The following is a 14,993-nucleotide window of genomic DNA, read 5'->3' as shown; positions in this document are numbered from 1 at the left end:
AAAAGATAAAGTAAAAGTATAAGAAAACCAATTAAATTAAAAACAGTATGAACGCATTTGATCAATATGAAGTATGGTTCGTAACAGGAGCACAGCTTCTTTACGGAGGTGACGCAGTTATCGCAGTAGACGCACACAGTAACGAAATGGTAAAAGGCTTGAATGATTCCGGTCGCCTGCCGGTAAAAGTGGTATATAAAGGCACGGTAAACTCTTCCAAAGAAGTAACCGCAGCCTTCAAAGCCGCCAACAACGATGAAAAGTGTATCGGTGTCATCACTTGGATGCACACTTTCTCTCCTGCCAAAATGTGGATTCACGGTCTACAGGAATTGAAGAAACCGTTACTGCATTTCCATACACAATTCAACAAAGAAATTCCTTGGGAGACAATGGATATGGACTTCATGAACCTGAACCAATCAGCTCACGGTGACCGTGAATTCGGCCATATCGTTACCCGTATGCGCAAAAACCGCAAGGTAGTTGTAGGACACTGGCAAGATGAAAAAGCACAGAAACAGATTGCTGCATGGATGCGCGTAGCTGCCGCATGGGCTGATGCACAAGATATGCTCATCATCCGCTTCGGTGACCAGATGAACAACGTAGCCGTTACAGACGGTGATAAGGTGAGTGCCGAACAAGTACTGGGCTACCACGTGGACTACTATCCTATCAACGATGTTATGACTTATTATAACGCTGTTGATGATGCTGATGTAAAAGCACTCGTAGCCGAATACTTCAAACTTTACGACCACGATGCCGCACTCGAAAAAGAAGGTACAGAGGCTTATACCAAAGTATGGAACTCTGCAAAAGCTGAAATCGCTATTCGTCGTGTATTGAAAGACACAGGCGCTAAAGGTTTCACAACCAACTTCAACGATTTAGGCGATTTTGACCAAATCCCCGGTCTGGCATCTCAGAGACTGATGGCAGAAGGTTACGGTTTTGGAGCAGAAGGTGACTGGAAAACAGCCGCCCTCTACCGTACGACTTGGTTCATGAGTCAAGGCATGCCTAACGGATGTTCTTTCCTTGAAGACTATACGCTGAACTTTGACGGTGACAAGAGCGCCATTCTGCAAGCACATATGTTGGAAGTTTGCCCGCTGATAGCTGAGCAGAAGCCGAAATTGGAAGTACACCGTCTAAGCATCGGTATCGACAGCGAAACAGCCCGTCTTGTATTCACCAGCAAACAAGGTGAAGGTGTAGCTGCAACTATTGTAGACTTGGGTAACCGTTTCCGTCTCATCGTAAATAAAGTGGAATGTATCAAGAGCAAACCGTTGCCGAAACTTCCTGTAGCAAGTGCCTTGTGGATTCCGATGCCTAACCTCGAAGTAGGTGCTGCCGCATGGATTCTGGCAGGCGGTACACACCACACCAGCTTCTCTTACGACCTTACCGTAGAATATTGGGAAGACTTTGCAGAAATGGCAGGTATTGAAATGATTGTTATCGACGAGAATACCACTATCAGCGAGTTCAAGAAAGAATTACGCATGAATGAGGTATACTATATGTTGAATAAAGCGCTTTGCTAAAAATCCCGGGTATGTGTCAAAACAGTATGTTTTGACACATACTTTATATTTACTTTGAATTATTACTTATGAAAACAGATGCAAAATCAACCATCGAAACAGGCAAAGCCGTCCTCGGCATAGAGTTCGGTTCGACACGAATAAAAGCTGTTTTGATTGACCAGGAAAATAAGCCCATTGCTCAGGGAAGCCATACTTGGGAAAACCAATTGGTTGACGGACTTTGGACATATAGCGTCGAAGCTATCTGGTACGGACTGCAGGATTGCTATGCAAACCTCCGTGCAAACGTAAAGAGCTTATACGATACAGAAATAGAGACTCTGGCTGCAATCGGTGTCAGTGCCATGATGCATGGTTATATGGCATTCGACAGGAAAGAAGAAATTCTCGTTCCGTTCCGCACATGGAGAAACACCAATACTGCCCAAGCAGCCGCAGCTTTATCCGAATTGTTTGTCTACAATATTCCATTGAGATGGAGTATTTCTCATCTGTACCAAGCAGTTCTGGATAATGAAGAACATGTTAAAGACATTGACTATCTGACCACCCTTGCAGGATTCGTTCATTGGCAAATAACCGGCCAAAAGGTATTGGGTATAGGTGATGCATCGGGTATGCTTCCCATAGATCCCGCCACTAAGGACTATTCCGCAGAAATGGTAGCTAAGTTTGATAAGCTGGTTGCCCCGAAAGGCTATGACTGGAAACTCTTGGACATCCTGCCCAAAGTGTTGCCGGCAGGTAAAAATGCAGGCTTCCTCACACCGGAAGGCGCCAAAAGGCTTGACGTATCAGGTCATCTGAAAGCCGGAATACCGGTATGCCCGCCCGAAGGGGACGCAGGTACAGGAATGGTTGCAACCAATGCTGTAAAGCAACGTACTGGGAACGTATCGGCAGGTACATCATCATTCTCTATGATTGTTTTAGAGAAAGACTTGTCAAAGCCATACGAAATGATCGATATGGTAACAACTCCTGACGGAAGCCTTGTAGCCATGGTACATTGCAATAACTGTACTTCCGACCTCAACGCATGGGTTAACTTATTCAAAGAGTATCAAGAGTTGCTGGGTATTCCCGTAGATATGGATGAAGTATACGGCAAACTCTATAACCATGCACTCACAGGCAATGCGGATTGCGGTGGTCTTATCTCTTACAATTACATTTCCGGCGAACCGGTAACAGGACTTGCAGAAGGACGACCGCTGTTTGTACGCTCGGCAAACGACAAGTTCAATCTCGCTAACTTTATGAGAGCCCATCTGCATGCTGCAGTAGGAGTTCTCAAAATCGGCAATGACATTTTGTTCAAGGAAGAAAAAATCAAAGTTGACAGAATCACAGGACATGGCGGTTTGTTCAAGACCAAAGGTGTAGGTCAGAAAATCCTCGCCGCAGCCATAAACTCACCTATTTCCGTTATGGAAACAGCCGGTGAAGGTGGTGCTTGGGGTATTGCTCTACTTGGCTCTTATCTTGTGAACAACGACAAGCAACAAACTCTTGCCGATTTTCTGGATGAAAAAGTGTTTGCAGGCGATGCCGGTATTGAGGTATCACCGACAGCTGAAGATGTAGAAGGCTTCAACACATACATAGAAAACTACATAGCAGCCTTACCCGTTGAGGAAGCAGCTGTTAAATTTAAAAAGTAATTCCTATAAAACAGCCGGCTGCCTTAAAAGAATACTTTCTCGAATAAAAGGTAAAGGCTTAGGAACAATAATGAACGTAATCGTAGCGGGAGAAACTTTTGACTGCCACATGGGTGCTGTCGGCATCAAAGCAACTCCCGATACATTCGTTCACATACACAAAGTTATTCTTCATACTATAAATACCTGATACAATGAAATCATCACTCACCTGTCTACTACTTTTCTTCTTTCTTTTAACCGGGAAAGCTCAAACCAGACAAGAAGTGTCCTATTTCCCCCTTCAAGATGTCAAGCTGTTGGAAAGCCCTTTCTTACAAGCACAGCAGACCGACTTACATTACATAATGGCTATGAATCCGGACAAACTACTCGCCCCTTTTCTGCGCGAAGCCGGGCTCACCCCTAAAGCGCCAAGTTATACCAATTGGGAAAATACCGGACTGGACGGGCATATCGGCGGACATTATATTTCCGCACTCTCCATGATGTATGCCGCTACCGGAGACACAACCGTATACAATAGACTGAATTATATGCTGGACGAGTTATATCGTGCACAACAAGCTGTAGGCACAGGATTCATCGGAGGAACCCCCGGAAGCCTGCAACTTTGGAAAGAAATAAAAGAAGGGAACATCCATGCCGGAAGTTTCAACCTTAACGGCAAATGGGTTCCCCTGTATAATATACACAAGACTTATGCCGGACTTCGTGATGCTTACCTTTATGCAGGGAGCGATCTCGCCCGTCAAATGTTGATTGCCCTCACAGACTGGATGGCGGATATTACGTCAGGACTCACAGACGAGCAAATGCAAGATATGCTACGCAGTGAACACGGAGGACTGAATGAAACATTTGCCGATGTTGCCGACATCACAGGTGACAAGAAGTATTTAGAACTGGCACGCAAATTCTCCCATAAGACGCTTCTCGAACCTCTCACCAAAGACGAAGATTGTCTGACAGGTATGCACGCCAACACACAAATACCGAAAGTCATCGGCTACAAACGTATCGCCGATCTCACCCAAGACCATGATTGGGATCATGCCGCACATTTCTTCTGGAATACGGTTGTCAAGCATCGTTCCGTCTGTATCGGCGGTAACAGTGTGCGTGAGCATTTTCATCCGGCAGACAACTTCACATCCATGCTCAATGATGTGCAAGGTCCTGAAACCTGCAACACTTACAATATGCTTCGCTTGACGAAGATGCTTTTCCAAAGCTCTCCCGACAGCCGCTTTGCCGATTATTACGAACGTGCCCTATATAACCATATCCTTGCCTCCCAGCAGCCGGCAAAAGGTGGCTTTGTTTACTTCACCCCTATGCGTTCGGGACACTATCGCGTTTATTCGCAGCCGGAAACATCCATGTGGTGCTGCGTAGGTTCCGGACTGGAGAACCACACTAAATACGGAGAGTTCATTTATGCCCATACCGAGGATACCTTGTATATAAACCTATTCATCCCCTCCCGCTTGACTTGGAAGGAGAAAAATCTGGTGCTCGCACAAGAGAGCCGTTTCCCCGATGAAGAACAAATCAGATTCCGGGTGGAGAAAAGCACTAAGAAAGCATTCAGCTTTAAGTTCCGTTATCCGGCATGGGCAAAAGGAGCAAGTGTTTCCGTTAATGGCAAAGTACAGGATATAACAGCCCAACCGGGAGAATATCTGACAATTCATCGTAAATGGAAAGCCGGAGATGAAATCACCCTGAACCTACCGATGCAGGTTACTCTGGAACAAATACCCGACCAAGAACAGTTCTATGCTTTTATGTACGGGCCTGTCGTACTTGCCAACCCTACCGGTACCGAAAATATGGACGGACTCTATGCAGATGACAGCCGTGGCGGACACATTGCTCACGGCAAGCAAGTATCTCTGGAGAAAATACCGATGCTGATAGGTTCTTCCGAATCACTGTCCCAAGCAGTCCGAAAGACAGATGACAAACAGCTATCATTCAACTATACCGGAAGTGTGTACCCGGCACAGAAAGAAGCGCTGAAGCTGATACCTTTCTTCCGCCTGCACGATTCCCGTTATGCGATTTATTTCCATCGGGTGACCCAAACAGAGGCAGAAAGCATCCGTAAAGAAATGGAACTGAAAGAACGCAAAGCCATGGAACTTGCCAATCAAACGGTAGACATCATTTTCCCCGGTGAGCAACAACCGGAATCTGATCATGGCATCCAATACGAGCAAGCGGAGGCAGGAACAAACAAAGACCGTCATTTCCGACGTGCCAAAAGTTGGTTCAGTTATAATCTGAAAGTAAAAGAAGAAGCCGGTCGACTGATGATTGTCACACGAAAAGAAGATAAAATGAAAGTCTCAATTCTCCTTAACAATGAGAAACTGACCGTTAATCCTACAATCAGCGAACCTGATAAAGAGGGTTTCATAACAGTCTGTTACCCCTTGTCTCGGAAATTAAGCGCCGGCAATTATCCGATACGGTTCAGTCCGGATGAAACAGAATGGACTCCCGCTATCTATGAAATCCGTTTACTTAAATAAGTGCTAAATTTATTCATACATATATTTACTCACATCATATAACTATAACCGTTATGAGAAACAAACTATTATTCAGCAGTGTTTTATTAGCTGCATCTGTATCTTTGTCTGCACAACAGAGTGCTACAATTACGCTTCATGCCGACCAAGGCACACAAGTTATTCCTAAAGAAATCTACGGCCAGTTTGCCGAGCACTTGGGTACTTGTATCTATGGAGGACTTTGGGTAGGAGAGAATTCCGATATACCTAATATCAAAGGTTACCGTACTGATGTATTCAACGCCTTGAAAGAACTTCAGGTTCCCGTTCTTCGCTGGCCGGGCGGTTGTTTTGCCGATGAATATCACTGGATGGACGGTATCGGTCCCAAAGAAAACCGTCCCAAAATGGTAAACAATAACTGGGGTGGCACTATCGAAGACAACAGCTTCGGGACACACGAATTTCTTAACCTCTGCGAAATGCTGAACTGTGAACCGTATATTAGCGGAAACGTAGGCAGCGGAACTGTTGAGGAACTTGCCAAGTGGGTAGAATATATGACTTCCGACGGTGACTCTCCGATGGCAAACCTGCGTCGGAAGAATGGTCGTGACAAAGCATGGAAAGTGAAATACCTCGGCGTAGGTAACGAAAGCTGGGGTTGCGGCGGAAGTATGCGTCCCGAATACTATGCCGATCTCTATCGCCGCTACTCTACTTACTGCCGTAACTATGACAGTAATCGCCTGTTCAAAATAGCCAGTGGCGCCAGCGATTATGATTATAACTGGACGAAAGTCCTCATGGACCGTGTAGGAAGCCGTATGAACGGTCTTTCACTCCACTATTACACCGTTACCGGCTGGAGTGGCAGCAAGGGTTCTGCCACAGAGTTCAACAAGGACGATTACTACTGGACTATGGGCAAATGCCGCGAAATAGAAGATGTTCTGAAGAAGCACTGCGCTATTATGGACGAGTATGACAAAGACAAGAATGTAGCCCTTCTACTCGATGAATGGGGAACATGGTGGGATGAAGAACCCGGCACTATCAGAGGACATCTCTACCAGCAAAACACAATGCGCGATGCATTTGTTGCTTCCTTGTCCCTTGACATTTTCCACAAATATACCGATCGTCTGAAAATGGCAAACATCGCCCAGGTTGTCAACGTGCTTCAGTCCATGATTCTGACCAAAGGAAAAGATATGGTACTGACCCCTACCTATTATGTTTTCAAGATGTACAAGGTGCATCAGGATGCCACTTATCTGCCCATTGAAGGTAATTGTAAGCAGGTTACCGTACGCGATAACCGTACATTACCCCTCATCAGCGCTACAGCATCTAAAGACAAGAACGGAAAAATTCATATTTCTTTGTCAAACGTTGATGTAGATAACGAGCAGGAAGTTATTGTAAATCTGCCGGGAGTACAAGCTAAAAAAGCTGTGGGAGAAATGCTGACTTCTGCACAGATAACTGACTACAATTCTTTTGAAAACCCTGACAAAGTGAAATTAGTTCCTTTCAAAGAGGTAAAAATCAATAAAGGGGTAATGAAAATAAAACTTCCCGCCAAATCAATTGTTACTGTTGAGTTACAGTAAATCAGCGGTAAAGGCTTATTGTAATTAAAACGATAAGCGAATAACAGGGACAAGAAAAAAGAGACACATTCTATGTTGCGGATTACGCATAAAGAGTTATCTTTGTCCCTGTTAAAATTAACAAGCAAGAAATCAATCCATTTGTAGAATATTCAAATTATAACAATATTTTAATAATATGAACGACAAGAAACTTATGAACCTCGCAGCGGACAATATCCGTATCCTTGCTGCTTCTATGGTCGAAAAAGCGAACTCCGGACACCCAGGCGGTGCTATGGGAGGCGCAGACTTTGTGAATGTACTCTTCTCTGAGTTCTTAGTATACGATCCTGAGAATCCAGCTTGGGAAGGTCGTGACCGCTTCTTCCTCGATCCGGGACATATGTCACCGATGCTTTATTCTACATTGGCACTGGCCGGTAAATTCACATTGGACGAATTGAAAGAGTTCCGCCAATGGGGCAGCCCTACTCCGGGACATCCCGAACGTGACTTGGCACGCGGCATTGAAAACACTTCCGGCCCGTTGGGACAAGGACATACTTTTGCCGTTGGAGCAGCTATTGCAGCCAAGTTCATGAAAGCTCGTTTTGAAGAAGTAATGAACCAGACAATTTACGCATATATTTCCGACGGTGGCGTTCAAGAAGAAATTTCACAAGGTGCAGGCCGTATCGCCGGTGCACTGGGTCTGGACAACCTCATCATGTTCTATGATGCAAATGACATCCAACTCTCTACCGAGACAAAAGATGTAACCATTGAAGATACTGCAAAGAAATACGAATCATGGGGCTGGAAAGTTCTCAAAATCGACGGTAACGATGCAGATGCTATTCGTGGCGCACTCAACGAAGCTAAAGCAGAGACAGAACGTCCTACACTGATTATAGGTCATACCGTTATGGGTAAAGGCGCACGCAAGGCAGACGGTAGCAGTTATGAAGCCAACTGTGCTACTCACGGTGCTCCTCTGGGCGGTGATGCTTACGTAAATACTATCAAGAATCTGGGTGGCAACCCTGAAAACCCGTTCACTATCTTCCCGGAAGTAGCCGAGCTTTATGCCACACGTGCTACCGAACTGAAGAAAATCATGGCAGAAAAATATGCAGCCAAAGCCGCATGGGCTAAAGCTAACCCGGAAAAAGCTGCCAAACTGGAATTTTTCTTCTCCGGTAAAGCTCCTGAAGTAAACTGGGCAGCTATCGAGCAAAAAGCCAATTCGGCTACACGTGCTGCATCAGCTACTGTACTTGGCGCTCTTGCCACTCAAGTGGAAAATATGGTAGTTGCTTCTGCCGACTTGTCCAACTCTGACAAGACAGACGGTTTCTTGAAAAAGACTCATGCCTTCAAGAAAGGTGATTTCAGCGGTGCATTCTTCCAAGCAGGCGTATCCGAACTGACAATGGCTTGCTGTTGTATCGGTATGGCTCTGCATGGCGGCGTAATCCCCGCTTGCGGAACATTCTTCGTATTCTCCGACTACATGAAGCCTGCTGTACGTATGGCCGCTCTAATGGAAGTTCCGGTTAAATTCATTTGGACACACGACGCATTCCGTGTAGGCGAAGACGGTCCTACTCACGAACCGGTAGAACAGGAAGCTCAAATCCGCTTGATGGAAAAACTGAAGAACCACAAGGGGCACAACTCAATGTTGGTACTTCGTCCGGCTGATGCAGAAGAGACAACCGTAGCATGGAAACTCGCAATGGAGAATACATCTACCCCGACAGCTTTGATTTTCTCTCGTCAGAATATCGTCAATCTACCCGCAGGAAACGACTACAGCCAAACAGCCAAAGGTGCTTATATCGTAGCCGGATCAGATGAAAATCCGGATATTATCCTTGTAGCTTCCGGTTCGGAAGTATCTACACTGGTAGCCGGTGCAGAACTGCTGCGCAAAGACGGTATCAAGTTACGTATCGTATCTGCTCCGTCAGAAGGTTTGTTCCGCAGCCAAGCTCCGGGTTATCAAGAAAGCATTATTCCTGCAAATGCAAAAGTATTCGGCCTGACAGCCGGTTTACCTGTTACACTGGAAGGTCTGGTAGGTGCTCATGGTAAAGTTTGGGGACTGGAATCATTCGGTTTCTCCGCTCCTTACAAAGTATTGGACGAAAAGCTGGGCTTTACTGCAGAAAATGTATATAAGCAAGTAAAAGCAATGATCTAACAAAAGAGTCATTTATATTATGAAAACAATAGGAATCTGTTCCGACCATGCCGGATACGCATTGAAACAATACGTAAAGCAATGGCTCGAAGCCAAAGGCTGGGAATATAAAGACTTCGGCACTTACTCTCCCGAAAGTGTGGACTATCCCGACTTTGCACATCCGTTGGCACTGGCAGTGGAAGCTGATGAGTGCTATCCGGGTATCGCTATCTGCGGTAGTGGAAACGGAATCAACATAACGCTGAACAAGCACCAAGGTATTCGTGCCGCATTGTGCTGGACAGCAGAAATAGCCGGGCTTGCCCGTCAGCACAACGACGCTAACGTACTTGTTATGCCGGGACGTTTCATCACCAACCAAGAGGCGAATGAAATCATGACCAAGTTCTTTTCTACTCCGTTCGAAGGCGGACGCCACCAGCGGAGAGTGGAAAAGATACCTGTAAAAGAATAGCTATCAGCTAAAAGCAAACTATTTCATCCCGTGAGACGAATTCATTTATTCATCTCACGGGATATTTTTTATCTCGCAAAGCCGGCTTCCCTTCAACTCAATCAATTATTACACACTTTCAATCAAAAACTCATCTCTGTCATTTGGAGAGTTTTCCTATTTTTGTCAACGTAATCTAAGTACCATTTTAAGAACATAAAAGAAAAACGCATGAAGAAAGCAATCGGATTCATTTCTCTCCTTCTATCGATAACTCTGGCAATGGCCAACCCGATAGACTTTGACAAAGCCTTCAAGGAAAGCGCTAAAATTGAAAAACAAATCAAGAGAACCTCTTTCCCAAATCGCACTTATCTCATCACAGACTTTGGTGCAAAACCAGATACTCCGGACAATCCTTGCCACGAAGCAATTAACCAAGCCATTGTAATATGCAGCCTGAACGGTGGCGGAACAGTGGTAGTGCCTAAAGGAACTTTCTTTACCGGTCCTATCACCCTAAAAAGCAACGTGAATTTCCACGTGGAGGAAGGTGCCGTACTAAAATTCTCCACCGACCAAAGCCTTTATTTTCCTGCAGTCATTACCCGTTGGGAAGGCTTGGACTGCTACAACGCCCGTCCGCTGATATATGCATACGGCGAAACCAATATCGCCATTACCGGTAAAGGTACGATTGACGGTCAAGGCTCCAATGACACTTGGTGGTCTATGTGTGGCGCACCACGCTATGGCTGGAAAGAAGGAATGGTTGCCCAACGCAATGGCGGACGCGAGCGTTTGCTAATGTACGGTGAAACCTCTACTCCCATCTATAAACGTATCATGAAGCCCGAAGACGGTATGCGTCCGCAGCTTATCAACCTTTATTCTTGCAACACAGTATTAATAGAAGATGTCACCCTGCTGAACTCACCGTTTTGGGTTATCCATCCATTATTCTGTGAAAGCCTCATCGTACGCGGCGTACACGTGTTCAACCGCGGTCCCAACGGAGACGGATGCGACCCGGAATCCTGCAAAAACGTATTGATAGAGAACTGTACTTTCGATACGGGCGATGACTGTATAGCTATCAAATCCGGACGTAACCAAGACGGTCGTAAATGGAATATCCCCAGCGAAAATATCATTGTACGCGGCTGTTTTATGAAAAACGGTCATGGAGGTGTAGTTATCGGCAGTGAAATATCCGGTGGTTACCGAAACTTATTCGTAGAGAACTGCCGTATGGACAGTCCGGACTTGGACCGCGTAATCCGCATCAAGACCAGTACCTGCCGGGGTGGATTGATAGAAAATGTGTTCGTACGCAACGTCACTGTCGGTCAGTGTCGTGAAGCCGTACTCCGTATCAACCTGCAATACGAAAACCGCGAGAAATGCAACCGCGGTTATACTCCTACCGTACGCAACGTACATCTGAAGAACGTTACTTGCGAAAAGAGCAAATTCGGCGTTCTCATCATCGGACTTGATGATAACAAGCACGTTTACAACGTAAGCGTGGAAGACTCCCGCTTTAACAATGTGGAAAAAGGAGGTAATCAAATAAAAGGAGCAAAAGACATTACGTTCAAGAATTTGTATATAAACGGAGAACTTGTAAAGTAAGACAACCACATTTTCATATAGTTCAGCCCGGAACCTTTACATTGTGACAAAAAGCAATAAAGATTCCGGGCTATTTATTCCCCTTATTTTCTTATTTTTAGCAGATAAGTTGACTATTGTCTTTAAATAAAAACTATCTTTGTACTTCAATAATCCGGAACTCAGAATGATATGGAGCAATTAAATACCATAAAAGAGCTTATCAATCAGGGAAATATAGAGCAGGCCATCCTTCAGCTTGACGAAATACTTCAAACCGATTTCCCCGAGAAGGACGAAGCCTATTACCTCCGGGGGAATGCTTACCGCAAGCAGAGCAACTGGCAGCAGGCGCTGAATAACTACCAATATGCCATTGACCTCAATCCGGACAGTCCCGCCCGGCAAGCCCGCAACATGGTGATGGATATTCTGAATTTCTTTCATAAGGATATGTACAATCAATAAATAAAAGAACGTAATTATGGCAAAAATCAAAGGAGCAATCGTAGTAGACACCGAACGTTGCAAAGGCTGCAACCTGTGTGTCGTGGCTTGTCCGCTCAATGTAATAGCCCTCACCAAAGAGGTGAATGTAAAAGGGTATAATTATGCCCACCAGATATTGGAAGATACCTGTAACGGATGTAGTTCGTGTGCAACTGTATGTCCGGACGGATGTATCTCGGTTTATAAAGTAAAAGTAGAATAAATAAGAAGAATATGGCAGAAGAAGTTGTATTAATGAAAGGAAACGAAGCCATCGCCCATGCAGCCATTCGCTGTGGCGCCGACGGATACTTCGGTTATCCTATTACTCCCCAATCAGAAGTATTGGAAACACTTGCCGAACTGAAACCCTGGGAAACCACCGGCATGGTAGTGCTCCAGGCAGAAAGTGAAGTGGCAGCTATTAATATGGTATACGGTGGCGCCGGAAGCGGAAAAATGGTGATGACCTCTTCATCCAGCCCCGGTGTCAGCCTCAAGCAGGAAGGTATTTCCTACATTGCCGGAGCAGAATTGCCGTGTCTGATTGTAAACGTGATGCGTGGCGGTCCCGGACTCGGAACCATTCAGCCAAGCCAGGCCGACTACTTCCAGACCGTAAAAGGCGGCGGTCACGGTGACTATCGCCTCATCGCCCTCGCCCCCGCTTCCGTACAGGAAATGGCGGATTTCGTAAGTTTGGGTTTTGAGTTGGCTTTCAAGTACCGCAACCCGGCTATTATCCTTGCCGACGGTGTCATCGGCCAGATGATGGAAAAGGTGGTGCTCCCCGCACAGAAACCTCGCCGCACGGATGCCGAAGTTATCGAGCAATGCCCGTGGGCCACTACCGGAAGAACCAACGGCCGCAAGCCCAACGTCATTACCTCTCTGGAACTGAAACCGGAAGAAATGGAGAAGAACAACATCCGCTTCCAAGCCAAATACAAGGAAATCGAAGAAAACGAAGTACGTTTCGAAGAGATTCATTGCGACGATGCCGAATACCTGATTGTAGCCTTCGGTTCTATGGCACGCATCGGTCAGAAAGCTATGGAACTGGCCCGTGAAGAAGGTATCAAGGTCGGTATGCTCCGTCCTATCACCCTGTGGCCGTTCCCAAGCAAAGCCATTGCCGCCTATGCCGACAAGGTAAAAGGTATGCTGGTTACCGAGTTGAATGCCGGACAGATGATTGAAGATGTCCGCCTGGCTGTAAACGGTAAAGTGAATGTGGAACACTTCGGACGCCTCGGCGGTATCGTCCCCGACCCGGATGAAATTGTAATTGCATTGAAAGAAAAACTGATTAAGAAATGAATCCTGATAAAATAAGAAACGTACTGAATATCCTCTTCATGGTACTTGCCCTGGCGGCTATCATTGTGTACTTTGCGGCAAGAGACGACTTCAAACTATTTATATACGTTTGCGGCGCAGCTATATTCGTAAAGCTCATGGAGTTTTTCATACGGTTCACCAACAGATAAGGAGAAGTGATTATGACAAAAGAAGATATTATCAAACCTGAGAATCTGGTTGCCAAGAAACCGACTCTGATGAACGATAATCCCATGCACTACTGCCCGGGATGCAGCCACGGTGTGGTTCACAAACTGATTGCCGAAGTAATCGAAGAAATGGGAATGGAAGATAAGGCCGTAGGTATCTCCCCGGTGGGATGCGCCGTATTTATCTACAATTATATAGATATCGACTGGCAGGAAGCCGCTCACGGACGCGCTCCCGCACTTGCCACCGCTATCAAGCGCCTGTGGCCTGACCGTTTGGTATTTACCTATCAGGGCGACGGCGACTTGGCTTGTATCGGTACTGCCGAAACAATCCATGCGCTGAACCGCGGCGAGAACATAACCATTGTTTTCATCAACAACGCCATCTACGGTATGACCGGCGGACAAATGGCTCCTACTACCCTTGTGGGCATGAAGACCTCTACCAGCCCCTACGGACGCGACGTGCACTTGCACGGTTATCCCCTGAAGATTGCCGACATTGCCGCCCAACTGGAAGGTACGGCCTACGTCACCCGCCAGAGTGTGGAAACCGTTCCCGCCATCCGCAAAGCGAAGAAAGCCATCCGCAAGGCATTCGAGAACTCCATGGCAGGCAAAGGTTCCAACCTCGTAGAGATTGTTTCTACCTGTAATTCCGGCTGGAAGATGTCTCCGGAGAAATCAAACAAATGGATGCAGGAGAATATGTTCCCCTTCTATCCGTTAGGTGACTTGAAAGATAAATAATGATGCTAAAAACAGAAGAACAATGAAAGAAGAAATCATTATAGCAGGCTTCGGTGGACAAGGTGTATTGTCCATGGGAAAGATTTTGGCATACTCCGGACTGATGGAAGGCAAAGAGGTGACTTGGATGCCGGCTTACGGACCGGAACAACGCGGCGGTACGGCAAACGTTACCGTCATTGTAAGTGACGAGAAAATCTCCTCACCTATTCTGAGCAAGTATGATGCGGCTATCATCCTGAACCAACCTTCGCTGGAGAAGTTCGAGAGTAAGGTAAAACCCGGCGGTGTGCTTATCTATGACGGCTACGGCATTATCAACCCGCCCACACGTAAGGATATCCACGTCTACCGTATCGATGCCATGGATGCCGCCAACGAAATGAACAACGCCAAAGCATTCAACATGATTGTACTGGGCGGTCTGTTGAAGATTGCTCCCATCGTAACTTTGGAGAACGTCATCAAGGGGTTGAAAAAGACACTCCCCGAACGTCACCACCACTTGATACCGATGAATGAAGAGGCTATCAAGCGCGGCATGGAACTGATTAAAGAAATGTAAAAAAACACATCATCCGCTCAGGGCAAACAGATGATGTGTTTGCCTTCAACAGATGATGTATTTACTATAAACGGAT

The 14,993-nt window shown here is 46.0% G+C and carries 13 protein-coding genes; all 13 read left to right on the top strand.

Features of this window, described 5'->3' with window-relative positions; translation table 11 throughout:
• Positions 1-47: 47 nt before the first annotated feature.
• Positions 48-1,556, top strand: a complete 1,509-nt coding sequence (gene araA, locus DW121_RS15000) for an L-arabinose isomerase (RefSeq protein ID WP_117713152.1) — start codon at positions 48-50, stop codon at positions 1,554-1,556.
• A 68-nt stretch (positions 1,557-1,624) separates the two neighbouring features.
• Entirely contained in the window at positions 1,625-3,223 is a 1,599-nt protein-coding gene (locus DW121_RS14995; RefSeq protein WP_118324352.1) for a xylulokinase, read from the top strand.
• Between the two features lie 194 nt (positions 3,224-3,417).
• Complete coding sequence (locus tag DW121_RS14990) at positions 3,418-5,763, top strand: glycoside hydrolase family 127 protein (RefSeq protein ID WP_118324350.1); 2,346 nt, start codon at positions 3,418-3,420, stop codon at positions 5,761-5,763.
• A gap of 53 nt (positions 5,764-5,816) precedes the next feature.
• Entirely contained in the window at positions 5,817-7,361 is a 1,545-nt protein-coding gene (locus tag DW121_RS14985) for an alpha-N-arabinofuranosidase (protein WP_117713155.1), read from the top strand.
• A 178-nt stretch (positions 7,362-7,539) separates the two neighbouring features.
• Entirely contained in the window at positions 7,540-9,549 is a 2,010-nt protein-coding gene (locus DW121_RS14980; RefSeq protein WP_117713156.1) for a transketolase family protein, read from the top strand.
• A gap of 19 nt (positions 9,550-9,568) precedes the next feature.
• Positions 9,569-10,006: a ribose 5-phosphate isomerase B gene (gene rpiB, locus DW121_RS14975; RefSeq protein WP_117713157.1), complete on the top strand. Its 438-nt coding sequence runs from the start codon at positions 9,569-9,571 to the stop codon at positions 10,004-10,006.
• 210 nt (positions 10,007-10,216) lie between these two features.
• Complete coding sequence (locus tag DW121_RS14970) at positions 10,217-11,620, top strand: glycoside hydrolase family 28 protein (protein WP_118324348.1); 1,404 nt, start codon at positions 10,217-10,219, stop codon at positions 11,618-11,620.
• Positions 11,621-11,791: 171 nt separating this feature from the next.
• Positions 11,792-12,067, top strand: coding sequence for a tetratricopeptide repeat protein (locus DW121_RS14965; protein ID WP_117713159.1), 276 nt, complete (start codon positions 11,792-11,794; stop codon positions 12,065-12,067).
• 16 nt (positions 12,068-12,083) lie between these two features.
• Positions 12,084-12,311, top strand: coding sequence for a ferredoxin family protein (locus DW121_RS14960; protein ID WP_004289820.1), 228 nt, complete (start codon positions 12,084-12,086; stop codon positions 12,309-12,311).
• Positions 12,312-12,322: 11 nt separating this feature from the next.
• On the top strand, positions 12,323-13,408 hold the full coding sequence (locus DW121_RS14955) for a 3-methyl-2-oxobutanoate dehydrogenase subunit VorB (RefSeq protein WP_117713160.1): 1,086 nt from the start codon (positions 12,323-12,325) through the stop codon (positions 13,406-13,408).
• Entirely contained in the window at positions 13,405-13,578 is a 174-nt protein-coding gene (locus DW121_RS14950) for a hypothetical protein (RefSeq protein WP_117713161.1), read from the top strand. The genes DW121_RS14955 and DW121_RS14950 overlap by 4 nt, the downstream gene beginning before the upstream one ends.
• 12 nt (positions 13,579-13,590) lie before the next feature.
• A complete protein-coding gene (locus DW121_RS14945) occupies positions 13,591-14,352 on the top strand; it encodes a thiamine pyrophosphate-dependent enzyme (protein ID WP_117713162.1) in 762 nt (253 codons plus the stop codon).
• Positions 14,353-14,374: 22 nt separating this feature from the next.
• Complete coding sequence (locus tag DW121_RS14940) at positions 14,375-14,917, top strand: 2-oxoacid:acceptor oxidoreductase family protein (protein ID WP_117713163.1); 543 nt, start codon at positions 14,375-14,377, stop codon at positions 14,915-14,917.
• The last annotated feature ends 76 nt before the right edge of the window (positions 14,918-14,993 follow it).

Origin of the sequence: Bacteroides sp. AM10-21B, assembly GCF_003472565.1 — a bacterium.
GTDB classification, from domain to species: domain Bacteria; phylum Bacteroidota; class Bacteroidia; order Bacteroidales; family Bacteroidaceae; genus Bacteroides; species Bacteroides propionicigenes.
The sequence above is the reverse complement of the archived record's forward strand: the minus strand, read 5'-3'. Positions and strand labels throughout refer to the sequence as shown.